Raw genomic sequence first — 21,964 nt, 5'->3', positions numbered from 1 at the left:
GGATATCACTGTACGCTGATCCAGACTGTCGCCGGTGATATCGCCGCCAACAGCACAGCTATACTGGACGACTGGCAATCTTTCTATGCGGATCGCCTGATGAACCCCGGTCCGGACCGCACATATCATTCCCAAGACGAAGTTCTCAAGGAGCTGTTCAAGGCAGTGTCAGCGGGGCTGGAATTTACATCAGACGTGCGCATGGGCCGCCCACTGGGGACGTTTGACCGCCCGCGTGCATCGCGCGCGGAAAGTTGGCGTTCGGGCCGGTCGGCGCGGCATGTACGGCTTAGCCTGCTGTCGCTCAGGGATCTTGCGCTGCGTCTGGCCACGGGCAACGCCGACCTGTCTGCCAAGCTGGAAGGTGATTTCGAAAAAGCCCTTGGCCAACTGGCGACGTTGAACGACCCGGTTTTCGCAGGCGTTGATGACCCGCAAAGCCGCCTCAAGATCGAAGTCGTACAGCAGTCTATTGATGCCATCCGCGCCACCGTCCGAAACGATCTGGGGCCGACGTTGGGTGTTGCGGCGGGCTTTAATGCTTTGGATGGGGATTGACGTGGACAAAATGAACACGGGACGTCGCCGTTTTCTAGGTGGCTTGTTGGCCGCAGGATTGGCACCCGCACCCAGTTGGGCAGATGCAGGGTCACCAGCCTATCTGGCGGCTGCGGGAAAACCGGACGGGTCATACGCGCTGTGCGGAATCAGCGCCGCGCTGGACATCGTTTTTGAAATTCCGTTGCCGGTGCGGGGCCATGCCGCCGCAGGCCACCCCACGCGCCCCGAGGCGGTAGCGTTCGCCCGTCGCCCCGGCACAGTTGCGATGGTGATCGACTGTGTAAAGGGGGCCCCCAAGGCGACGCTTCGCGCGCCCGAGGGCAGGCATTTCTACGGTCACGGGGCGTTTTCCGCAGACGGTGCCTGGCTGTTCACAACCGAAAACGATTTTAACGCGGGTCGTGGTGTCATCGGGGTATGGGACGTTGCAGCAGGTTACCGGCGCGTCAATGAATTCGACAGCGGGGGCGTCGGCCCGCATGATATCAAGCGGATGCCCGCTTCTGATGTATTGGTGATCGCCAATGGGGGCATCGACACGCATCCCGAATCTGGGCGCACCAAGCTGAACATCCCGACAATGCAGCCCAATCTGTCCTATATTGAGGATGGTCGCGTGACGGAAGCGGTCAGTCTGCCCGCTGACTTGCACAAGAATTCAATCCGGCATCTGGATGTCACATCGTCGGGCGATGTGGCGTTCGGGATGCAATGGCAAGGCGGCGCGTCGGCCACGTCGCTGGTTGGCCTGCATAAAAGAGGGCAAGCGATGGTCTTGCTTGATACGCCCGACGATGACCTGCGCAAGCTGGACGGTTATATCGGCAGCATTGCGTTTTCAAAGGACGGAAGGTCCATTGCCGCGACATCGCCGCGGGGCGGGGTGCTGCATCTTTATGACGCGCGAAATACTTGCCTGAAGGATAGCGTCGATCTGGAGGACGTCTGCGGGGTCGTACCGCATTCGGACGGGTTTACGGTAACGTCCGGAACCGGATTGCTATGTGGGCTGCGCGGGCAAAACCTGAAGTCGCGGTCGCGTGCCAAGCACGCGTGGGACAATCATCTGGTTCTACTTTGAGACGGGTTTGCCAGACACGGGTTTGCCAGATGCGGGCGCGGTCGGGGCAGGTACCTTGGCCGCTTTTCCCCGCCAGACAATGAACAATCCGGACAGCACGATCAGGCCCGATCCGGTAAGCATCGAGATGTTCAGTTCTTCTCCGAACAGGAGCACGCCCAAGGCGATGCCAAACAAAAGTCGTGTATATCTGAACGGCGTGACTGCCGACACGTCGCCGGTGCGCATGGCCTTCATCAGGCATGAATAGGCCGCGACGCCTGCCAGCACCGCCAGCAGCAGAAACAGAGAAATCTCAAGGCTCGGGCGCACATAGGTTTGTGCTTGCCACAGGGAATAGAACACCCCTGCGATAATGACCGCGAAAAAGCCGTAAAGCCCCAGAAGCCACGTGCTGAGCGATGCAGGGGCGGCACGGCTTGCCAGATCGCGGCCTGCAAATCCGATCATACCGATCACGGCCAGAACTGAAAGTACGGAAAAACTGTCTGTGCCCGGTCGGATGATGACGACGACCCCGATCATGCCAATGATAATCGCGGTCCATCTGCGCCAGCCCACTTTTTCGCCAAACACCAGCGCCGCACCTGCCACCACGACCAGCGGCGTTGCTTGCAAGATTACGGTCGCTGCGGACAGCGGGATCACTGCAATCGCAAGGACATAGAACAAGCGGCCGACGATCTCGAACATGATGCGAAAGCGCATCGGGCGTGATACGACGTCTTTGACGAACAAGGGTTCACCGTTCAGGCGCGCCAGACCCGCAAACACCAGCGCACCGCCAATGCCAAAGATCACCAGAATTTGGCCGACAGGCAGCACGTCAGCCGCCGCCTTGATAAACGCGTCTTCAACGGCAAAAACCGCCATGGCCGCGACCATCCAGAGGCTGCCGATCAGGTTGGCTTTGTGGTCGTTCAGCAGTCGGGTTGTCACGGGTTGTCCAATACTTGGCGCATTATTTGATTATTCATATAGCAACTGACCTAGAACCTATTTCGACCAGTGCCCAACGCTAAAACGCGTATTGCTGCAAATATCGATCCGAGCCCAAGGGGCAGGGCCACCCAAGTGGGCACAGTTGCCACGGCGATGCAGAACCGGAATAGTAAACGCACGGCGTCTGGGGAATCTCAAACCGGACCGGTGAGGGGTACAAAGGATGCGTTGGGTTTCATCATGACACAAAATGACACGCAAAGTTCCGTTTTCAAGGTAACGGGCGATCACATGAACCGGCTGCTAAAATCCGGTGACAGGCACAAATACGACTATGGCCACGCGATCGTCGTTTCCGGGCCGCCGGGCCAAAGCGGCGCGGCAAGGCTGGCTGCACGCGGGGCGCTTCGGATCGGGGCGGGGGTCGTCAGTGTTTTCTGCTCAGAAGCTTGCAAAGGTGAAAATGCCGCGCGTCTGGATGCGATCATGGTGAAAACCTACCGCGAGGCCCAAGGGTTTATTGACCAGCTATCGACGCTTAAACCATCGGCAGTCTGCATTGGTCCAAACCTTGGGTTAGATCCGGAAAATAGGCAAAGACTGATTGATATCGTGTCCTTGGGCGTGCCGCTTTGCCTTGACGCAGATGCCATAACCCTTGTTGCGCAAGACCCCCAGCCGATCAGCGCTGCGATGCATCCGCAGGTGGTCATGACCCCTCACGAGGGGGAACTGCGGCGGCTGATCCCAAAGGCCTTTTCCCAAACCACCTGCCGCATCACTTTGGCGCAAACCGCCGCGCAGACGCTGAATTGTACAGTGCTGTTCAAAGGGTCCGACACGATAATCGCGCGGCCAAACGGGGATTGTACTGTTGTATCGTCAAAGCCGTTTGCACATGCCGCATGGCTTGCGACTGCCGGGTCTGGCGACGTGTTGTCAGGAATGATTACCGGCCTTTTGGCTAAAGGCTTCGATGCATTTGATGCTGCAGCTTTGGGGGCGCACCTTCACCTGCATTGCGCGGAAACCATCGGCCCGGGCCTGATCGCCGAGGATATACCCGAGGCGCTTCCAGCTGTTCTGACGCGCTGTCTTGAGATGAAAAACAATCTGGTTTGACCCGGCTATCCCCCCCCCGCTGGTCAAGATGTGCCAGCGGGGATAAAGCAATCTTGCTGCAGGACCGTGTTCAGGCAGACTGCATTAGCTGTACCTTGCCAGTCCACGCGTCGCTTTCTAGCGCATCGGCTAAGGCTGTCGCGACATCGCCGCGCGCTGCTTTGGCTGTGACATCGACATCATCCCCGAACAGCATTTTTCCGGTTCCGTCATCATCGGTCAGGGCGACCGGACGCAAAATCGCATAGTCCAGACCTGACTTTTTCAGATGTTCGTCGGCATCATGTTTTGCCTTAAGATAATGCGCCAGTTCGCTGTCGGGGTCCGGATCGCCCGCGCCGACGCTGCTTAGCATCACAAAGCGGCCCACGCCTGCATCAACGGCAAGATCGACCAGCCGCATCGCACCGTCACGGTCGATTTTATCGGTCAGCTCTGCACCAGTGTCCCCGCCTGACCCTGCGGCGAAAATCACGGCATCGCAGCCGTCGCACACACCGTCTTGCAAATCCGCAAGGTCGCCAAGGCGCGTTTCGGCCTGAGAGGGCAACTTGCTGGTGTCAGAGCTTTCTCGCACCAATGCGATGGCGTGGTGACCGCGGGAAACGAGAGTTTTCATAAGGCGTGCACCGGTATTTCCGGTCGCCCCTGCTACAAGTACTTTCATAGAATATTCCTTTTTGTGAAGTGCCGCCCAAGCAATGGTCCGGCAATGGCCAAGGGGGCCTTTCCGGACCGTTGCTTGGCCGTGCCTTGCTGAATTTGTTTTAGGATCAGGGCAGATAGATCGCCTTGGCGTTGACGAATTCTTTCATGCCAAAGCCACCGTGTTCACGGCCAAACCCTGAATCTTTAACGCCGCCGAACGGCATGTTCGGGTCTGCTGTTCCAAAGGAATTGATACGGATCATGCCAGTATCAAAATGGTCGCGGGCCAGCTTTAGCGCCTTGTCTGCGTCCTTGGTAAAGATCCCGCCGCCCAAACCATAGCGGCTGTCATTTGCAATGCGCATCGCATCGGCATCATCCTTGGCTTTGATGATCGCAGCAACCGGCCCAAAGATTTCATCGTCATAGGCGGGTGATCCCGGCTGACAGTCTGCCAGAACTGTCGCGGGGTAGTATTGGCCCGTGCGATCATCAGGGTCGCCGCCGCACAGCAGGGTGGCCCCGTTGGCTTGGCTTTTCTCGACCTGCTCTTTGATTGTTGCAAATTGTTCCTTGCTGGAAAGCGGGCCGATCTGCGTGTCGTCTGACGAAGGGTCGCCCATCTTGACCGATTTCATCTGTGCGACAAAGGCATCGACGAACGCATCATAGACCGCATCAGTCACTACAAACCGTTTTGCCGATACGCAGGTCTGACCATTGTTATAAAGCCGCCCTTGCACGCAGGTTTTAACCGCCAGTTCGACATCTGCATCCTCGAGTACAAGATAAGCATCGTTCGACCCCAGTTCGAGAACTGTTTTCTTTAGATGCTTGGCGGCGGTCTGACCGATCTGGCGACCAGCACCATCGCTGCCGGTCATGGTGACGCCGCGCACAAGGTCATGGGCGATCACCTCATCCGAGGTATCGTGACTGACGATGATCACTTCGAACAGCCCGTCGGGCAACCCTGCCTTGGTGCAGACATCTTTCAACAGCAGCCCGCTGCCAGTGCAAATCTCGGCATGCTTAAGGACGACAGAATTGCCTGCCATCAGATTGGCGGCCAGCACGCGCACGGGTTGATAAACCGGGAAATTCCACGGCTGGATGCTGTAGATCACACCAATCGGGCAATAGGCGACAACGCCGCGCTTTTTGCCACCCGAATGTGTGCGTTCTTCGTCGGCAAGCATTTCGGGCCCGTGGTCGGCGGTGTATTCAAAGATTTGTGCGCATAGCTCTACCTCGGTCTTGCCATCACGCAGCAGCTTGCCTGTCTCTTGGGTCATCAGCTGCGCGAAACTGTCGACATTTTCCCGCAGTTCTTTGGCAATGGCGCGCAGATATGGCGCGCGGTCTTCATGGGTCTTGTCCTTCCACGCCAGAAACGCGGCATGGGCCTGTTCGATTTTTTCAAATGCGGTTTCTTGGTCCATGAGCGGATATTCCGCGATCGGCTTGTCGGTTGCGGGGTTAACTGTTGTAATCGATGTCATTAAAACTCTCCGAGCTTTGTGTGTTCAATGACACAACCCCTCCCGCCATCTTCTGTTCCAAAACCGTCCCGGGACGGGCCGCGCCGCAATGAAACAAGTGGCAAAAGTCGCACGCCCGACGCGGCTAAAGTGGCCTGCTGCCTGATCTACAGCAGGGAATGGGGCTATTTGATGCAAAAGCAGACTCGACAAAGCAAAATGGACTTGCTAGATGGCGGCTTGATTTATTGAATGTAGATTTATCCCAGAAGGATGATGAAAACCACATGCAGGTTAGTGTACGCGATAACAACGTTGATCAAGCCCTTCGGGCTTTGAAGAAAAAACTCCAGCGCGAAGGCGTGTTCCGTGAGATGAAGCTCAAGGAACAGTTCGAGAAGCCTTCCGAGAAAAAAGCGCGCGAGAAAGCTGAAGCGATCCGTCGTGCACGCAAGCTGGCCCGTAAGAAGCTTGAGCGCGAAGCATAATTCAAGTTTCGCTATAGATGAATTTTGATCCCCCGTGGCCAATCGGCGGCGGGGGATTTATTTTGCGTTCTGATCACATCTTTTCGCGACATCAGACAAGGCCGGTATGATGGCCTGTCGTCTATTGTCGCAGGGACGGTCTTTGTACCGTCGGTTTAAGTAGGGCACAGTTATGACCATCCAGCACCTTGTCACCCATTCCGGCGGCTTTCACGCAGACGAACTTTTGTCCTCGGTCATTCTCACGCGCCTTTTTCCGGATGCACAGCTTGTGCGCACCCGTGACAAAGACTGGGTCACCCCTGCCCAAGACCGGATTATTTATGACGTCGGTGGGCAATTCGACGCTGATTTGCAGATTTTCGACCACCACCAGCGGCCCAATCCACTGCGTGACAACGGCCAACCCCTAAGTGCATTCGGCCTGATCTGGGCGCAGTATGGCCGCGATTATCTGCGGGCGATGGACGTGCCAGAGCAGGACATCGAAGCAATCCACGCGTCCTTTGACCGTGGCTTTGTGGTGCCTGTTGATCTGATTGATAATGGTGCGGTCAACGCCTCCGAAGCGGGGCCGCTGTTTGCCGGGCTGACGCTGCCGGTGTTGCTTGAGACGCTCAAGCCGGTGTTTGACGATCACGAAGACGGTGCCGATGACCGCGCCTTTGCGGCGGCGTTGCCAATCGCACGCGCCTTTGTCGAAGCGCAGATCAACCGCAAAGCCGCCAAGTACCGCGCCGAGGCGATGGTCTTGGCCGCGATTACAGCCGCCGGTGAGGGTCGCATTCTTGAACTTCCTATGGGCATGCCCTTTCGCGCCGGAATCCAAAGCGCGGGTGCCGATCATCTGCTTTTCGTCGTCCACCCCCGTGGCGCGGATTGGGCATTGACCACGATTCGCACGGGCGATGACACTTTTGACACGCGCGCTGATCTGCCGGCACCTTGGGCCGGTCTGACCGACGCCGCACTTGAAACCGCGTCCGGCGTGACGGGGGCCAAGTTCTGCCACAACGGGCGTTTTATCGCCGTTGCCAGCAGCCGTGACAGTATCTTGAAAATGGCCGAACTTGCCGTGGCAGCTGCGGTGACGGAATAGTCTTGGTGCGACATATCCAAAACGTTATTTGTCAGGGGCAATCATGACCACAGTAACCTTTCCCAGCATCCACGTTGCCCACCGCCGCGCCGATCTGACGGTACATATCTTCGGGCTATTGTTGATCCTGATTGCGGGGTCGGCGCTGATTTTTCACGCGGCGTTCACCTTGGGGGCCGGGCTGATTGCCGCCGTTGTGGTCTATGTTCTTTGCGCGCTTGGGTCCAATCTGGCGTCTTTTGCGTATCACTTCACGGCTTGGCACGGGCATCGCACGCTGTTGCGGCGCATTGACCACGCCGCGATTTACCCCAGTATTTCCGGTACCTTCACCCCGTTTTTCGTTCAAGCCAACACACCTTGGACACTTGGATTGCTGGTTGTCAGTTGGCTGCTGACGGCGGTGGCGATCTGGCACAAGATTACAAACGAGAAGGTGAAGACCCGTTGGTCAACGGCGTCATATCTGGGGCTTGGGGCTGTTGGCATGGCGGCGTTGCCACATTTGACGGGCGTCGACATCAATGCGCTTTGGTGCGTTGTCGCGGGGGCCGCGTGCTATGTCATTGGCACTGTGTTTTATGCCCGTAAAACGATGCCGTTTCGCTATGCAACATGGCATTTGTGGGTCAACTTTGGTGGAATCCTGATGTTCGCGGGCATTTGGATCGCGTCGTTCTAGCGGCGATGTTCTATTCTTTCTGAAACCTGTGCGATCTGCCTTGCTCCGCTTGCGTGGCCCATTAAGCTGGGGCTGCAACGGGTTAAGGGTAGACAGGTGAACAGCCAGCTTAGACAACTGCCGCAGGTGGAAACCCTGTTGCACAGCCCCGCGATTGCCAAGGTGATCGACGCGAGCAGCCGCCAAGAAGTCGCCGATGTGTTGCGCGCCGCGCTGGGGCAACTGCGCGCGGATATTCTGGCGGGGCGGGGCGCTGGTCTGCCGGATTTCACAAGCGCGGCCTTTGCGCAGGGGCTGCTTGCTGAAATCCTGAATGCACGGGCACCAAATTTGCGCGCTGTGGTCAACGCCACGGGGATCATCATTCACACCAATCTGGGCCGTGCCCGCCTTGCCCCCGAAGCGCTTGCGGCGATACAGGATGTCGGTGCACATCCGTCTAACCTTGAGCTGAACCTGACAACCGGCAAGCGCGGATCGCGGTATGATCATGCCGAGGCGCTTATTTGCGAATTGACTGGTGCCGACGCCGCGTTGATCGTCAACAATTGCGCCGCTGCCGTCGTGCTTGGTCTGATGGGGACGGCAGTGGGGCGCAAGGTCATCGCCTCTCGGGGGGAGCTGATCGAAATCGGCGGCTCGTTCCGGCTGCCGGATGTCATCGCCCAAAGTGGTGCCGTGCTGAAAGAGGTTGGTGCAACCAATAAAACGCGCCTTGGCGACTATGCCGATGCCATCGACGATGACGTGGCCGTTTTGCTCAAAAGCCACACTAGCAATTTCCGGATTATCGGGTTTACCGCTGCCCCCGCGCGCGAAGATCTGGCCAAGCTCGCCAAAGACCGCGACCTGATCTTGATCGAGGATCTGGGAAGTGGCGTTCTGATCGACCTGTCGCCTTTCGGGCTGTCGGATGAACCGGTGGTCGCCGATATTCTGAAAGCAGGCGTCGATCTGGTGATGTTTTCGGGGGACAAGCTGCTTGGCGGTCCGCAGGCGGGGATTATCGCGGGCCGTGCCGATATCATCGCGCAACTGCGCGCGCATCCGTTGCTGCGCGCCTTGCGCATCGACAAGCTTTCGCTTGCCGCGCTTGAGGCGACATTGCGGTTGTACCGCGCGCCGAATGATCCGCTGACCCGCATACCCGTCTTACGCATGCTGTCGGAACCCGCGCCAGCCGTCCAAGCCCGCGCTGATCTGCTGGCTGGTCTGTTGCGCGGTCAAGGGGGGGCCGATGTGTCGGTCGTTCCGTCGGCTGCCTATGTCGGCGGCGGGGCCATGCCACAGCAGGATCTGGCGAGTTTCTCGGTTTCGGTCATGGTGCCTGATTTGTCTGCTGACGATCTGGCAACGGCATTGCGCGTCGCCAGTCCGCCGGTCATCGGACGGATACACCAAGGCCGGATACAGTTGGATATGCGCACGGTGTCTGATGATGAACTGCCCCTGATCGCGGCGGCATTCAATGCGATTACAGCCTGATGATGACCGCCTGCATGATCGTCATAGGTCATGTGGACCATGGCAAAACCGCACTTGTGCGCGCTTTGACGGGGATCGAAACAGATCGCCTGACCCAAGAAAAGCAACGCGGCTTGTCGATCACGCTTGGCTTTGCCCATTGCCGCCTGCCGTCGGGTACGCTTGATCTGATTGATGCGCCGGGTCACGAGGATTTCATCCGCGCCATGGTCAGCGGTGCCACAGGCGCAAGAGGCGCTATGCTGGTCGTCTCGGCCGTTGATGGGGTCGCGCCGCAGACGGTCGAACACCTGCGCATTGCCGCGCTTCTGGGGGTGCCCGTCGGCCTTGTTGCCGTGACCAAGGCTGATTTGGTGGCTCACAGCGCACTGCCAGAGCGGCTGAGAACGATTACAGCTGCCTTGGCGGAGCTGGGTGTGGCGGGGGTGCCTGTGATCGGCTGTTCGACTCTGAAAACGGGGGGGGTGGATGCCCTGACCGCAGGGCTGAACACCGCGATGCTAGCCTTGCCAAGGGGCGCATCGCCCACAGCCGCCTTTTTGCCCATCGACCGGGTGTTCAGCCTGTCAGGCATGGGAACTGTCGTTACGGGCACGCTTTTGGGCGGGGATTTGACCTTGGCCGATGCCATGGCGTTGCAGCCGGGTGCCAGACCCGTTGCACTGCGTGGGGTGCAGGCGCGGGGGCAGGCACTCGATGTCGTGGCCCCCGGCGAACGGGTTGCAGTCAACCTGCGCGGCATTGCGGTCAAAGACGTTGCACGCGGTGATGTTCTTTGTTCTGCGGGGGTGTTCGGCGCGTCCGATTGTCTGGATGTCCGTCTGTCGCTGCTGGCCGACGCCACGCGGCCCCTGAAACATATGCAGGACATTCGCGTACTTTTCGGCACCTCGCAGGCGGTCGCGACTATGCGGTTGATGGGCGGTGGGCAGATTGCGCCCGGCTGTGCGGGTCTTGCACAACTGCGGTTCAAGCATCCTGTGACAGCCTTTGCCGGTCAGACCGCAATTTTGCGAAGCTTGTCGCCAGCGATTACCTTGGGCGGGGCCTGCATTCTGGACCCGCAGGCATTGCCCGTGAAATCAAGCGATGCCGCCCATCTGGCAGTGATGCAGGCGGCGTGGGCGCAAGATATGGTGCATATCGCCAACGCTTTGTGCGCCAAGGGGCGTGGGGTGGCGCAGATAGAGGATGTCGCGCGCATCAGCAGGCAAAGTTCAGGACACGTGCAGTTAGCCCTGCCTGAGGGGTTCAAACAAATAGACGGCGGCTGGATTATTCCGCAAAGCGCGCTTGAAGCAGTCGGTGCTGACATCCGCGCGCGGCTGGGGGGATTTCACGCGCTACACCCGATCAGGCAATGGGCACCGCAGGCCATTTTGCACGACCGTGCGGTGGCTGACGTGGTTTCGGATCACGTCGAAACGCGATTGATTGCGGACGGTGTGATGCGCCGCCAGAACGATAACGTCGCGCTTGCCAGTCATGATGCTTGGGCATGTCCGACCGAGGCACAACGCGTGCAACTAGACCGGATCGAGGGGCAGATCATGCAAGGTGGCGTGACCCCGCCCGATGTTCCGACGCTGTTTGACGCGCCAGATGATGCAGATCTTTTGGACCTGCTGATCGACAAAGGCCGGATCATTCCGATGGTCAATATCGGCCTGAACCAACGTCTGGTGTTCCACGCCGAAGCCGTCGCCCAAGCCGCGCGGGCGCTGGCAGCGGCCTTTCCGCCACCAACCGTTTTCACGACCAGTCAGGCCCGCGTGGCACTTGCAACTACCCGCAAGTTTATCGTGCCGCTGCTTGAACACTTCGACGCCCAAGGCATCACCTTGCGCAATGGCGACATCCGCCAAATCGCCCCGCCTGCGCAATAGGCTTTTACCCCGGCCAGCCCCACGCTAGGTTGCGCCTGTTCGGAGGTGACTGGAGTCTGGTGGCTTCCCTGGTCTTCAAAACCATGGACGCGCCGAAAAGGCGTGTGGTGGGTTCGATTCCCATCCACCTCCGCCAAGCGGCTGGACATTGCACGCCATTCACCTTCAATATGCAAATGCATGCTTGGGAGGGTGGCAGATGATCGACAAGGCGCGTGGTTTCACACTGGATGGTCTGGACGGGACAGCGCACGCCTATGATGGCACGGGCCCTGCATTGGTGTGTTTCGTGAAAGAAGATTGCGAGACCTGCAACATCGCGGGCCCAGTGATCGAAGGGATTTTCAAAGCCTATTGCGGTGGCATCGATATGGTTGTGCTGGGCCAGTCCGGTGACAAGAATGCAGTATTCGCACAACGACACGGGCTGACCATGCCGGTGCTGGCAGATGCGGGATGCAAAACGTCCTTTGACTGGGACATCGAAATTGTGCCCGCGGTGTTCTGGGTTGATGCCGACGGCAAGGTCGTCACCAGCTTCGAGGGGTTCGTGCGTGACGACTGGCAGGCGTTGTCAGATCAGATCGCGACAGAGACCGGACAGCCCAATGCACAGATCGACTGGGACAGCCTGCCTGCCTGGCGGCCCGGTTGCGGATCAAAACACTTCGATCCCGAGATTTACGACAAACTGCGCGCCGAGGCCGATGGCAGCGTGCTGCGCGCCCGCAAGGTCGAGGTCGCCAGTGGCGATGACATGGCCGAATTCATGTTCGATCAGGGGTTCTCGGACGGTCTGCCCTTGGTGCCGCCAACGCCCGAACGGGTGATGCGGATGCTGGCGGGCACCCACCGCGACCCGCAAGAAACTATCGCTACGGTGCCGCCGAATATGGGCGTGGGCACGGTCGAAAAGATCGCGATCAACGCGGTGATGGCGGGCTGCAAGCCGGAATACCTGCCCGTGGTAATTGCCGCCGTCGAAGCTGTTTGCACCGATGAATTCAACATTCATGGGGTGACGGCCACCACGATGGGGGCCGCGACGGTCATGGTCGTGAACGGGCCTGTGGTGGACAAGATCGGGATGAACGCGGGCCTTGGCGCGATGGGGGCGGGCAACCGTGCCAACGCCACGATCGGTCGCGCACTGCGGCTGGTGATCCGCAATGTTGGTGGGGCGACGACGGGGGGCGTTGAAAGGTCAGTCTTGGGCAATCCCATGAAATACACCATGTGTTTTGCCGAAAACGAAGCTGTGTCGCCGTGGGAGCCGCTGCACGTTGAGCGGGGATTTAACGCCGATGATTCCGTTGTGACCGTCTTTGCCATGACCGGCGGCCCGGTGCATATCGTCGATCAAACCTCGCGCAAACCGGACCAGATCGCGGGCTCCTTGGGGCAAGGGTTGGAGGGGGTGTTCATGCCGAAACTGCACAACCTGCCCATTGATGCGTTGCTGGTGGTCTGCCCCGAACATATCAACACGATGACCGTTGATGGGGAATATTCCAAGGACCGCCTGCGCGACCGCATTCAAGAGGTCACATTGCGGCCTCTCAGCGAAATGGTGCAGGATGATCACTCTGGCGCGGGCATCCCTGTGGCCGACGCCGAAAAGATGGGCCCTGAAAAACTGGCACAGCTTGCACCGAAATTCGCGGGCAAAGAATACATTCACATCGTTGTCGCGGGCGGCGAGGCAGGCAAATTCTCGTCGGCTTTCCATGGCTGGGCCACGGGTCCGACCGGGTCAATTTCCGTTTCCAGAAAGATTGATCTGGGCTAGCATCACAATCAAAGGAGGACATGAATGACGATAATTCTCGACCCGACGGATGAACGCGTCCCGGTCGTGCGTCAGATCACCGAACGATCCGGATCGGTGCAGGGGGTCGTGGGGCTGCTGAACATCAGCAAACCGCGCGGCAATATCCTGCTGGATGAGCTGGACCGTTTGCTGGCCGAAGGCGCGCCCGGTGTTGAAATCCGGCGCTATACCAAGCCGACATTTGCCAAGCCGTGCCCTGATGCATTGCGCCATCAAATCCGCGATGAATGCGATTTCATGATCGAGGCATTGGCGGACTGAGGATCATGTACCACGTGCAGTATGCACGATACAGTCTGGTTTGAAATCCAGGGGATCCCGTCCGTTTCCGTCGCCTCAAGCGCGTTTGGCCAAGCTGCGGAAACGCAGCGCAAGGCATTAGGTATGGAAGGCGCACGTTACGTGCTGGTACCGCATCCGATTCAGGATGCAACTGACGACGAAATGCGCGTCAAAGCACGCGAGGCCTATGATCAGATCATGGCGGCACTTAGCGATAAATGAAAAATGGGCGGCGCAGGGTTTTCCCCGCGCCGCCCTGTTTACAGCACGCCTTCGGGTACGTCTTTGACGCGTCCTCCGGCGTTTAGGTCCAGCGCGTTCCGCCACAAAAGCCGCGCGCGCAGCATCGGCGTGTCGCGCAGGGCGACGCCGTTGCAGGCCCGCCCCCAATCAAGATCAGTCATGTCCCGCCACGCGACGTTCAAATGCACGCTGGCGTGGTCGATCAGATGCCGCAAGGCGCGCGGCGGCAGCGTTTCGCCCAAGGCGATTTCTTGCGGCGATGGCATGACGGATTGGTCCCAAGCTGTGCCGTTTTGTGCTGCTGTGATAAACAGCCCAAGGTGGCGTGCATGGTATCCGGTTTGCGCAATCACAGCGCGGCGCGACCATCCTGCGCGGGCAGTTGGCGCATCAAGATCGGCATCTGCAAGTCCGTTCAGCAGGCGTGCGAAATAGGCCGTCCCCCTGCGCGCCATGGCCAGTTCATCCGCAGGGGCCGCCTGCGCATCATACCGCGCCCCCGTGCCTTGGCGTGCGACCAAAGCTGCAAGGGCCGCGTCGGTGGGTGTCATTCCTCGACCACCATGGTGCGGCCAAAGTTCAAACGCTCGATGATCGGCGCGTCGGAAAAGCGGAACAGATCGAACTGGGTTTCTGCATGCAGCGACCATGAAATCCACGAGGGCACGACAAACATGTCACCGATTTCCAGCGCATGTTCGACGCCGTCCAGCACGACCGATCCTTTGCCCTCGAACACTTGAAACACAGAACTGCCAACTTCGCGCCGGGTCTTGCTGCTGGCCCCTGCGCGCAGGCGGTGGAACTGGCAGCGGATCGTCGGCATCACATCGCCGCCCGTTGTTGGGTTCACATAGCGGATCGCGGCGTGCCCCTGTTCAACGGTGGCGGGGATGCCCTCGTCCTCCAGAAGCAACTGTTCGGTCAGGGCGCGGTCGGTATGTTCCCAGCGATACGCCCCCAACGGGCTGCTGACTGTGTCTTCTAGCCGCGAGAGAGGGCGCAAGCCGGGGTTGGCCCATAGCCGTTCGCCTTGGCTGAAGTTGGGTGTCGCATAATCGGTGACATGTTCGGTGCCGAATTCGAAAAAACCCACGTCGTTGTGCTGGCTGAATGGGATATCCAGCCCGTCGATCCACGCCATCGGCTTGTCTGTCACATTGTGGTGCCCGTGAAAATTCCACCCCGGCGTCAGCAACAGATCACCACGCGACATGCGCACCGGATCACCGTTTACGACCGTCCACACGCCTTCGCCTTCGACAACAAAGCGGAATGCGTTTTGCGAATGGCGGTGTTCGGGGGCGGTTTCCTTGGGCCCCAGATACTGGATCGCGGCCCATAGCGTCGGGCTGACATAGGCGTTGCCGCCAAGACCGGGGTTGGCCAGCCCAAGCGCGCGGCGTTCGCCGCCACGGCCTACGGGTACCAGATCGCCAGATGCTTCGGCCAGCGGCAGAATACGTGACCATTTCCAGATATGCGGCACCGCTTTGGGCTTGGGATGCATGGGCATCAGATCGCCCAGTTGCGTCCAGAGCGGGATCAGGTTTTCAGCCTCGAAGCCTGCATAAAGCTTGCGCAGTTCCGGGGTGTCTTCGGGTTGCATCCCATGGGCGACTGTCTCGTGGTCAGGCTCTTTGGTCATGGTCTCTCTCTCCGCTTTTTCAGGTCAGGCACGCGGGCCGATATGGGTGGTAACTTGCCCCAAGCCTGCGATTTCGACAACGCATGTGTCGCCTTCGCTCAGCGGGCCGACGCCTGCGGGGGTGCCGGTCATGATCAAGTCACCGGGTTGCAACGCGATAGAGCGCGAAATGATCGACACGACTTCGGGCACCGACCAGATCAGTTCGGCCAGGTCGGCGTCTTGCTTCACCACGCCATTTACCGTCAGCTTGATCGCGCCATTTGCCAGATGTCCCACAGCGCTTGCGGCATGGACAGGACCGATCACGGCCGAGCGGTCAAAGGCCTTGCCCCAATCCCAAGGCCGGCCCTTTTCACGCGCCTCAAGCTGCAAGTCACGGCGGGTCAGGTCATTGCCAACGGCATAGCCCCAGACATGATCCAGTGCGTCGGCTTGGGCGATATCGCGCCCGCCGGTGCCGATGACTGCGACCAACTCTGCCTCAAAGTGGAAATTTTTGGTGTCGGGCGGATAGGGAATCGTCTGCCCGTCTTCTACGACCGCATCGGCAGGTTTGGTAAAGAAAAACGGCGGATCGCGGTCGGGGTCTTTGCCCATCTCGATCGCATGGGCGGCATAGTTGCGGCCGACACAAAATATGCGGCGCACCGGAATGCGGTCGTCTGATCCGGCGATTGCGACGCTGGGTGTGGGCGCGGGTGGGAAGATAAAGTTCATGGGGGTCTCCGGACAGTTCAGGGATTTTGCAGCAAAGCTTGGCGGTCGATCTTGCCGGTGCCGGTCTTGGGCAGGTCGGTCACATATTCGATCAGTCGAGGGTATTTGTAAGGTTGAAGCTGCGCCTTGACGAAGCCGCGCAGGGCGTCGCTTTGGGCGTCATCCGCCGCAATGCCGTCGCGCAGATGCACAACCGCACGAAGGGTCATGCGGCGATCGTCAAGCTGATGGGCCAGCACAGCGCATTCGTGGACATCGGGGTGCTCATTCAGGCAGCGTTCGACCTCCAGCGGCCAGACCCATTGGCCGGATACTTTGATCAGATCATCGGCGCGGCCTTGGAAATAGTAATATCCGTCCCGCTCGACAAAGCGGTCGCCGGTATAGATCCAGTCGTCGCGCATTGTGTCGGCGGTTTTTTCGGGGCGGTTCCAATACATCGGCGCGGACGAGGTGCCGCGCACATACATCACGCCCTCTTCGCCGGGTTGGGCGGGGGTGCCATCGGGTGTTTCCAGCCGGATTTCATAGCCCGGTACCCGCGCGCCAGCGGCACCAAGACGATGATCCTTGAGCGTGTTTGACAGGTAGATGTGCAGCAATTCGGTTGATCCCAGCCCCTCGGTCGGGCCATGGCCCACCAGATCGACCCATGTTTGATAAACATCCTCGGACAGGGTTTCGGCGGCAGACATGCTTTGGCGCAGGGATGTCAGATCAGTCGTCGTTGCATTTTCGTGGCGGGCGACGGCGGTGAACAAGGTGGGCAGCCCGAACAGCACCGTGGGTTTGTAGGTTTCTATTGCAGACAAGACTGTCTCGGGGCGGGGCTGTCCGGGCATCAAGAGGACGGCCGCACCGACCGAAAACGGGAAGGTCGCGGAATTGCCGAAACCGTAGGCGAAATACATTTTGGGCACGGAATAGCAGATATCGTCAGGGCGCAGTTTCAAGACCTGCGCGCCAAACGACGCCTGCGTATAGGCCATGTCGTGATGCAGATGCACGATGCCCTTGGGCATTCCGGTCGAACCGGATGAATACATCCAGAAGGCCATATCATCGGGGCCGGTTGCGGCGCAGGCCAGCGTGTCGGGCTGGCCATCAAGGAATGTGCTGTCGGTCGTGAAATCGCCTGCGTCGCCACCGACAACCACCACAGTCTCCAGATTGGTGCCCGCCATCACGCCTGCGTCAAACCGGTCTGCCAGCGCCGCGTCGCAAATCGCAAACCGCGCCGCGCTGTCTTTGAGGAAAAAGTTCAACACGTCGGGCGTGGTCATCGTGTTCAGCAATACCGGCACAAATCCCGCCCGCGTTGCACCAAAGAACGCAGCGGGATAAGCGGTTGTATCATCAAGGAAAAACGCAATCCGTTCGCCACGTTTTAAACCCGCAGCGGCAAACGCATTGCCCCAACGCGCGGCCGTGGCGATCAATTCAGCATAGCTAAGCTGGCCTTGGGGACTGACAATTGCGGTGCTGTCAGGATTGCGCGCAAGGTTCTGCCATAAGATGTCAGAGCAGTTGGTGTGACGGGTTTTGTCAAACCCGATCTCGACGGCACCGGGAACCGTGTCGGGCACCGGGTCACTGATCCGGGGTGGCCTGCCCTCGAAACGTGCGGCGAAAGCGGGGGCCATTTTGCGCAACCGGTCCATGTCCACCCGACCGGATCTGGTGATGTAGTCAAAGGCGAAATCCAGCGGTTCAAGCGCCATCTTGTCGCCAAAACTATCGTACCAGACAGCCGAGGTATTGGCCGCCTGGACCATCTTTTTCGCCACTGGCAAACGGTCGGCTTGAAACGCGGCCAAGGCGGCATCCACGTCGTCGTCAGCAGCCAGCGCGTTGACCAGTGCAATGCAATCCTCAAGCGCCAACCGTGTGCCGGACCCGATAGAGAAATGCGCCGTATGCGCGGCATCGCCGATGATAACATGCCGCCCTGAAACCCAGTTTTCACACCAAAGCCGCGGGAATTGCCGCCACAGCGATTTGTTCGTGATCAACTTGGCACCGTCCAGCACATCGGCGAACAGGGTTTGGCACAGGGCGGCGCTGGCGTCTTCGGTCATGTCGGCAAAGCCGTAGTTCTGAAACGTCGCGGCCTCGCATTCGACGATAAACGTGCTGCGATCCGGCGCAAAACGGTAGTGGTGCGCGTTCAGCGGGCCAAGTTCTGTCTCGACAAAGCTTTGGGTCAGGGTATCAAACGGACGGTCGGTGCCGAACCACGCAAAGTGGTTGGTGAAATGGTCGATTTGCGGGGCGAAATCCGCCTCGAACGTGCGGCGCACCAGTGAATTCAGCCCGTCGGCCCCGACAATCAGATCGGCGGTGATCTCGTCCAATGACGTGACGGGATGGTCAAACGACATCTCAACGCCCAAGGCCAACGCATGTTTGCGCAGAATCTCGATCAGCTCAAGCCGCCCGACAGCGGAAAATCCGACCCCGTCCAGCACGACCTGATCGGTGGGCAGACGCAGGGTCATGTTTTGCCATTGTTCCATATGGGGTGTCAGCAGATCGTGAATTTCGGGGTCGGCGGATTTGAGGAACGCCAGCGCCTGATCCGAGAAAACGACGCCAAAGCCAAAGGTCGCACCTTGGGGGTTTTGTTCAAACAGATGCACATGCACGTCCGGCATTTTGCGCCGCAACAAAATCGCAGTGTAAAGCCCCGCAGGGCCGCCGCCCAAAATCGCCACGCTTGATAGTTTTGACATGGTGCTCCTCCCAAAGCTCTCGCTCAATCCTTCGGGGACGCTAGAATGAAATTACATATAGCGCAATAGATTCCTTATTATGGAATTTTCGTTACGATTGTGTCTTGCCAGCCCGGCCTGTAACGATAGGTGGAATTCGTAAGGGGCGGTGCCATGACCAAATCATCCGAAAGCCAAAGCGCGGGCATCCAGTCCCTTGATACTGCCTTGCGTTTGCTGTCGGTGATGGCGGATCAGGCGGGGCCGACGTCGCTGACCGATCTGGCGCGTGCCAGTGACATGCCACCCAGCAAAGTGCACCGCTATCTGGCGTCCTTTCTGAACGCTGGCCTTGTCGCGCAAGGGGGGCGGTCGGGGAAATATGATCTGGGGCCGGGGGCCATGCGGCTGGGCCTTGCGGCCATCGCGCGCCATGATTTCGTGAACCGCCCGTCCGAGGCATTGGCCGATTTGCGCGACGAAACCGGCCTGACGGTGTTGCTGTCTGTCTGGGGCGGCGGCGGTGCGACGGTGGTCCGGTGGGAACGCGCTGCGGCCCCTGTGGTGACATCCATGGGCTTGGGCACGACCCTGCCGTTGCTGAATTCATCGTCGGGCAGGGCGTTTCTGGCATGGGCCCCACGCCCGCCGATCCAGACCCTGCTTGAGGCCGAGCTGCGCCGGATGAAACGCACCCCTGCATTGGCATCGGATTTCGTGCCAACGGTCGCAGGGGTCGATGCGCTGTGCGCCAAGATCAGGGCGCAGGGCCACGCCACGGTGGATGGTGATTTTATCCCTGGTCTGGTTGCTTTGGCCGCCCCGATCCTTGATTGGCAGGGCGAGGCGCAGGCGGTCATCACCCTGATCGGGACCGAGGCCGAGGCGATTGAAAGCGGATCACACGCCGTGCAAAGTCTGATCGACTTTTGCCAAAGCTATTCCTTTGCGCCAATCGTGGCACCGTTATAGATCGGTCAGCCAGCGGGTTTGGGTGAAATCATCGCTGAGCCAGATCATGTTTTGCACGCTCGTATCGGGGCGCTTGCGCAGCAGCGCTGAGGGGGTCGTCGTGGCGCGGGCAAGGGCCTTGGCCAAGGGGTCACCGACCACATCAACCATATAGCGTACCGCTTGGGGCAGGGTCAGGTCGGCCCCGGCCAGCGTCCCGTCGGCCAAGGTCAACCTGCCGTCTTTGCGCGAAATGACCCGCCCGTTTAGGGTAAAGCCATTGATGTCCGATCCAGCCGTCGCCATGGCGTCCGTGACCAGAAATACGTCGCTTGGGCCTGTGTGCGCGGCCAAGGCGGCACGGATCATCGCAGGGTGCACATGCACGCCATCGGCAATCAGCCCGCATGACACGGTGCCATGATCCAGCGCGGCACCCACAAGCCCGGGCGCGCGGGGGGTTGCCTGGCTCATCGCATTGAACAGATGGGTCGCACAACGCGCGCCCGCGTCGAACGCCCGCATCGCGGTGTCGTAATCGCAATCGCTATGGCCCAGCGAAACGATGATGCCTGCCTGCGACAACGCCGTGATCTGCGCCATGGTCACGTTTTCAGGTGCGACGGTGATCATCAGCGTGTCGATATATTCGGCAGCCTCAAGCAGCGCGGCAAGGTCGTCGGCGGTCATTGGCCGGATCAAGGCCGCGTCATGGGCCCCTTTGCGCGCCACGCTTAGATGTGGCCCTTCCAGATGCAGGCCGCAGATGCCGGGGATGTTTTCCTTTAACGCATGGCGCAAGGCGGCGATTGCGGCACGGGTGTGATCTGGGGTATCGGTGATCAGTGTCGGCAGAAACCCTGCCGTGCCAAGGTTGCGATGCGCCTGTGACATCTTGATCAGGGTTTCGATATCGGGGCTGTCGTTGAACATGACCCCACCGCCACCATTGACCTGAAGGTCAGCGAAACCCGGTGAAATCACACCGCCCTTTAACGTTGTGACGGGGCAGCCATCGGGAAGCGCATCGCGCGGACTTGGCTGTGTCGTGCCGTCCTTTGCAACCAGCAAGGCATGAGTGTCCCAAAGCGTAACGCCATCAAATATTTGCGCCCCTGCAAAGGCCCGTTTGTGGGTCATCGCCGCGCAGCGCGCAACGCAAGCGCAAAGGCACCGTCAACAGCGCGCCCCTTGGCCGCGGCCAGATTGCGCGTCATGTCAGAGGGCAGATAATTTGCATAGTGCGGGCCAACACCGCCTGCGAGGCACAAGATATCGCCGGTCTTGTAGTCAAGCGATCCAAGCGCGCTGCGCAAATAGGCGGCACCGCTTTGCATCAGTTCGATGCCGATTCTGTCGCCAGCGGCTGCTGCTTTGACCACATCAGGGGCCAGCGTCGCGAAATCACCGGGGCGTGCTTTCAGGCTGAACTGCACGATGCCTGCGCCGCCGCCAAGGGTATCCAGCAGGTGCTGGGACAAGGGGCTGGGCGGCACAATGCCATCCACCATCAGCAGCGTTTGCACCAAGGCCCCATGCCCCAGCCACGCGCCAGAGGCTTGATCCGACACCTGATAACACCATCCGCCGATGCATTTTTGCACCGCATCGCGTTGGCGCGCGATGATGGTGCCGGTGCCAAGGGCGATCACGAATCCATCGTCTTGACCTATGGCCCCGACGATGGTGGTCGCGGTGTCTTCGGTGACCACCGAAGTGCCAAAGGGCAGGGCAGCGGTCACCTTGGCCCCGATGTCCGGTCCGGTAAATCCTGCCAGCCCCAGATGTGCCACGGCGTTCCCCATCTGGCTGGCATCCAAACCCGCGTCTTGCAATGCGGTGCGGGTGGCCTGCATGATATTGGCGATGGCTTCGTCGAAATCGGTGCTGACATTGGCGCGACCGCCTTTGGCCTCTGCCAGAATGCCTTGGGACGCTGTGCCCACCGCAACGCGGCAGCCGGTGCCGCCGCCATCCACACCGATCAGAAATGAAGGTTCAATATATGTCATTGGCTTTGTTTAAGGTACAAGAATTTGCGGGGAAAGGGCCTTTTCGTTTTATCCGTGTGCCAAGCTTCAGCAGGTTTGCAAATTCTCATTG

Annotated in this window: 20 protein-coding genes and 1 tRNA gene; 12 read left to right on the top strand and 9 right to left on the bottom strand. The window is 59.5% G+C overall.

Features of this window, described 5'->3' with window-relative positions; all coding sequences use genetic code 11:
- Both ABYT07_RS00325 and ABYT07_RS00320 read left to right on the top strand, forming a co-directional pair.
- Nucleotides 1-558: imelysin family protein (locus tag ABYT07_RS00325; RefSeq protein ID WP_372988588.1), on the top strand; the 558-nt coding region annotated here is incomplete at its 5' end.
- A gap of 10 nt (nucleotides 559-568) precedes the next feature.
- A complete protein-coding gene (locus tag ABYT07_RS00320) occupies nucleotides 569-1,642 on the top strand; it encodes a DUF1513 domain-containing protein (protein WP_372988589.1) in 1,074 nt (357 codons plus the stop codon).
- Here the strand turns inward: ABYT07_RS00320 and ABYT07_RS00315 are convergent.
- A complete protein-coding gene (locus ABYT07_RS00315) occupies nucleotides 1,634-2,581 on the bottom strand; it encodes a DMT family transporter (RefSeq protein WP_372988587.1) in 948 nt (315 codons plus the stop codon). The two genes, ABYT07_RS00320 and ABYT07_RS00315, sit on opposite strands and share 9 nt — an antisense overlap.
- Before the next feature lie 243 nt (nucleotides 2,582-2,824).
- Between ABYT07_RS00315 and ABYT07_RS00310 the strand changes: the two genes are divergently transcribed.
- Nucleotides 2,825-3,706 carry an NAD(P)H-hydrate dehydratase gene (locus ABYT07_RS00310; protein ID WP_372988586.1) on the top strand — a complete coding sequence of 294 codons (882 nt, stop codon included), beginning with the start codon at nucleotides 2,825-2,827 and terminating at the stop codon, nucleotides 3,704-3,706.
- Between the two features lie 70 nt (nucleotides 3,707-3,776).
- On the opposite strand, the gene ABYT07_RS00305 is transcribed toward ABYT07_RS00310, so the two are convergent.
- Together ABYT07_RS00305 and ABYT07_RS00300 are read right to left on the bottom strand one after the other, a co-directional pair.
- Nucleotides 3,777-4,373: an SDR family oxidoreductase gene (locus tag ABYT07_RS00305; RefSeq protein WP_372988585.1), complete on the bottom strand. Its 597-nt coding sequence runs from the start codon at nucleotides 4,371-4,373 to the stop codon at nucleotides 3,777-3,779.
- Between the two features lie 106 nt (nucleotides 4,374-4,479).
- Nucleotides 4,480-5,856, bottom strand: coding sequence for an NAD-dependent succinate-semialdehyde dehydrogenase (locus tag ABYT07_RS00300; RefSeq protein WP_372988584.1), 1,377 nt, complete (start codon nucleotides 5,854-5,856; stop codon nucleotides 4,480-4,482).
- Nucleotides 5,857-6,122: 266 nt separating this feature from the next.
- Here ABYT07_RS00300 and rpsU point away from each other — a divergent pair, with 266 nt between their 5' ends.
- From rpsU to ABYT07_RS00260, 8 genes are all read left to right on the top strand, one after another.
- Complete coding sequence (gene rpsU, locus ABYT07_RS00295) at nucleotides 6,123-6,323, top strand: 30S ribosomal protein S21 (protein WP_008225136.1); 201 nt, start codon at nucleotides 6,123-6,125, stop codon at nucleotides 6,321-6,323.
- 172 nt (nucleotides 6,324-6,495) lie between these two features.
- Nucleotides 6,496-7,422, top strand: coding sequence for an MYG1 family protein (locus ABYT07_RS00290; protein WP_372988583.1), 927 nt, complete (start codon nucleotides 6,496-6,498; stop codon nucleotides 7,420-7,422).
- A 43-nt stretch (nucleotides 7,423-7,465) separates the two neighbouring features.
- Nucleotides 7,466-8,104 carry a hemolysin III family protein gene (locus ABYT07_RS00285; protein ID WP_372988582.1) on the top strand — a complete coding sequence of 213 codons (639 nt, stop codon included), beginning with the start codon at nucleotides 7,466-7,468 and terminating at the stop codon, nucleotides 8,102-8,104.
- A gap of 96 nt (nucleotides 8,105-8,200) precedes the next feature.
- Nucleotides 8,201-9,589 (top strand): L-seryl-tRNA(Sec) selenium transferase, encoded by a 1,389-nt coding sequence (selA, locus tag ABYT07_RS00280; protein WP_372988581.1) that lies wholly within the window; start codon nucleotides 8,201-8,203, stop codon nucleotides 9,587-9,589.
- A gap of 14 nt (nucleotides 9,590-9,603) precedes the next feature.
- Complete coding sequence (locus ABYT07_RS00275) at nucleotides 9,604-11,475, top strand: SelB C-terminal domain-containing protein (RefSeq protein WP_372988580.1); 1,872 nt, start codon at nucleotides 9,604-9,606, stop codon at nucleotides 11,473-11,475.
- A 41-nt stretch (nucleotides 11,476-11,516) separates the two neighbouring features.
- Nucleotides 11,517-11,611: transfer RNA gene (locus ABYT07_RS00270), tRNA-Sec, on the top strand.
- Between the two features lie 63 nt (nucleotides 11,612-11,674).
- On the top strand, nucleotides 11,675-13,264 hold the full coding sequence (locus tag ABYT07_RS00265; protein WP_372988579.1) for a TlpA family protein disulfide reductase: 1,590 nt from the start codon (nucleotides 11,675-11,677) through the stop codon (nucleotides 13,262-13,264).
- A 24-nt stretch (nucleotides 13,265-13,288) separates the two neighbouring features.
- The gene (locus ABYT07_RS00260; RefSeq protein WP_372988578.1) at nucleotides 13,289-13,810 is read left to right on the top strand and encodes a UGSC family (seleno)protein; all 522 of its coding nucleotides are present in this window, start codon (nucleotides 13,289-13,291) and stop codon (nucleotides 13,808-13,810) included.
- A 38-nt stretch (nucleotides 13,811-13,848) separates the two neighbouring features.
- Here the strand turns inward: ABYT07_RS00260 and ABYT07_RS00255 are convergent, their stop codons facing one another.
- Genes ABYT07_RS00255 through ABYT07_RS00240 form a run of 4 tightly spaced genes read right to left on the bottom strand, consistent with a single transcriptional unit; the run spans nucleotide 13,849 to nucleotide 18,931 of the window.
- Complete coding sequence (locus ABYT07_RS00255) at nucleotides 13,849-14,382, bottom strand: maleylpyruvate isomerase N-terminal domain-containing protein (RefSeq protein ID WP_372988577.1); 534 nt, start codon at nucleotides 14,380-14,382, stop codon at nucleotides 13,849-13,851.
- Entirely contained in the window at nucleotides 14,379-15,479 is a 1,101-nt protein-coding gene (locus ABYT07_RS00250; protein ID WP_372988576.1) for a cupin domain-containing protein, read from the bottom strand. Before ABYT07_RS00250 ends, ABYT07_RS00255 begins: the two co-directional genes overlap by 4 nt.
- A gap of 24 nt (nucleotides 15,480-15,503) precedes the next feature.
- Nucleotides 15,504-16,199: a fumarylacetoacetate hydrolase family protein gene (locus ABYT07_RS00245; RefSeq protein ID WP_372988575.1), complete on the bottom strand. Its 696-nt coding sequence runs from the start codon at nucleotides 16,197-16,199 to the stop codon at nucleotides 15,504-15,506.
- Between the two features lie 17 nt (nucleotides 16,200-16,216).
- Nucleotides 16,217-18,931: a benzoate-CoA ligase family protein gene (locus ABYT07_RS00240; protein ID WP_372988574.1), complete on the bottom strand. Its 2,715-nt coding sequence runs from the start codon at nucleotides 18,929-18,931 to the stop codon at nucleotides 16,217-16,219.
- Between the two features lie 153 nt (nucleotides 18,932-19,084).
- Between ABYT07_RS00240 and ABYT07_RS00235 the strand changes: the two genes are divergently transcribed.
- The gene (locus ABYT07_RS00235; protein ID WP_372988573.1) at nucleotides 19,085-19,882 is read left to right on the top strand and encodes an IclR family transcriptional regulator; all 798 of its coding nucleotides are present in this window, start codon (nucleotides 19,085-19,087) and stop codon (nucleotides 19,880-19,882) included.
- Here the strand turns inward: ABYT07_RS00235 and nagA are convergent.
- Both nagA and ABYT07_RS00225 read right to left on the bottom strand, forming a co-directional pair.
- Nucleotides 19,877-21,001 carry an N-acetylglucosamine-6-phosphate deacetylase gene (nagA, locus tag ABYT07_RS00230; RefSeq protein ID WP_372988572.1) on the bottom strand — a complete coding sequence of 375 codons (1,125 nt, stop codon included), beginning with the start codon at nucleotides 20,999-21,001 and terminating at the stop codon, nucleotides 19,877-19,879. The two genes, ABYT07_RS00235 and nagA, sit on opposite strands and share 6 nt — an antisense overlap.
- Nucleotides 20,998-21,873, bottom strand: a complete 876-nt coding sequence (locus tag ABYT07_RS00225; protein WP_372988571.1) for a BadF/BadG/BcrA/BcrD ATPase family protein — start codon at nucleotides 21,871-21,873, stop codon at nucleotides 20,998-21,000. The genes nagA and ABYT07_RS00225 overlap by 4 nt, the downstream gene beginning before the upstream one ends.
- Between the last annotated feature and the right edge of the window lie 91 nt (nucleotides 21,874-21,964).

Source organism: Sulfitobacter sp., from assembly GCF_041552635.1.
Lineage (GTDB): Bacteria > Pseudomonadota > Alphaproteobacteria > Rhodobacterales > Rhodobacteraceae > Sulfitobacter.
This window is presented reverse-complemented; position numbering and strand designations above follow the sequence as displayed.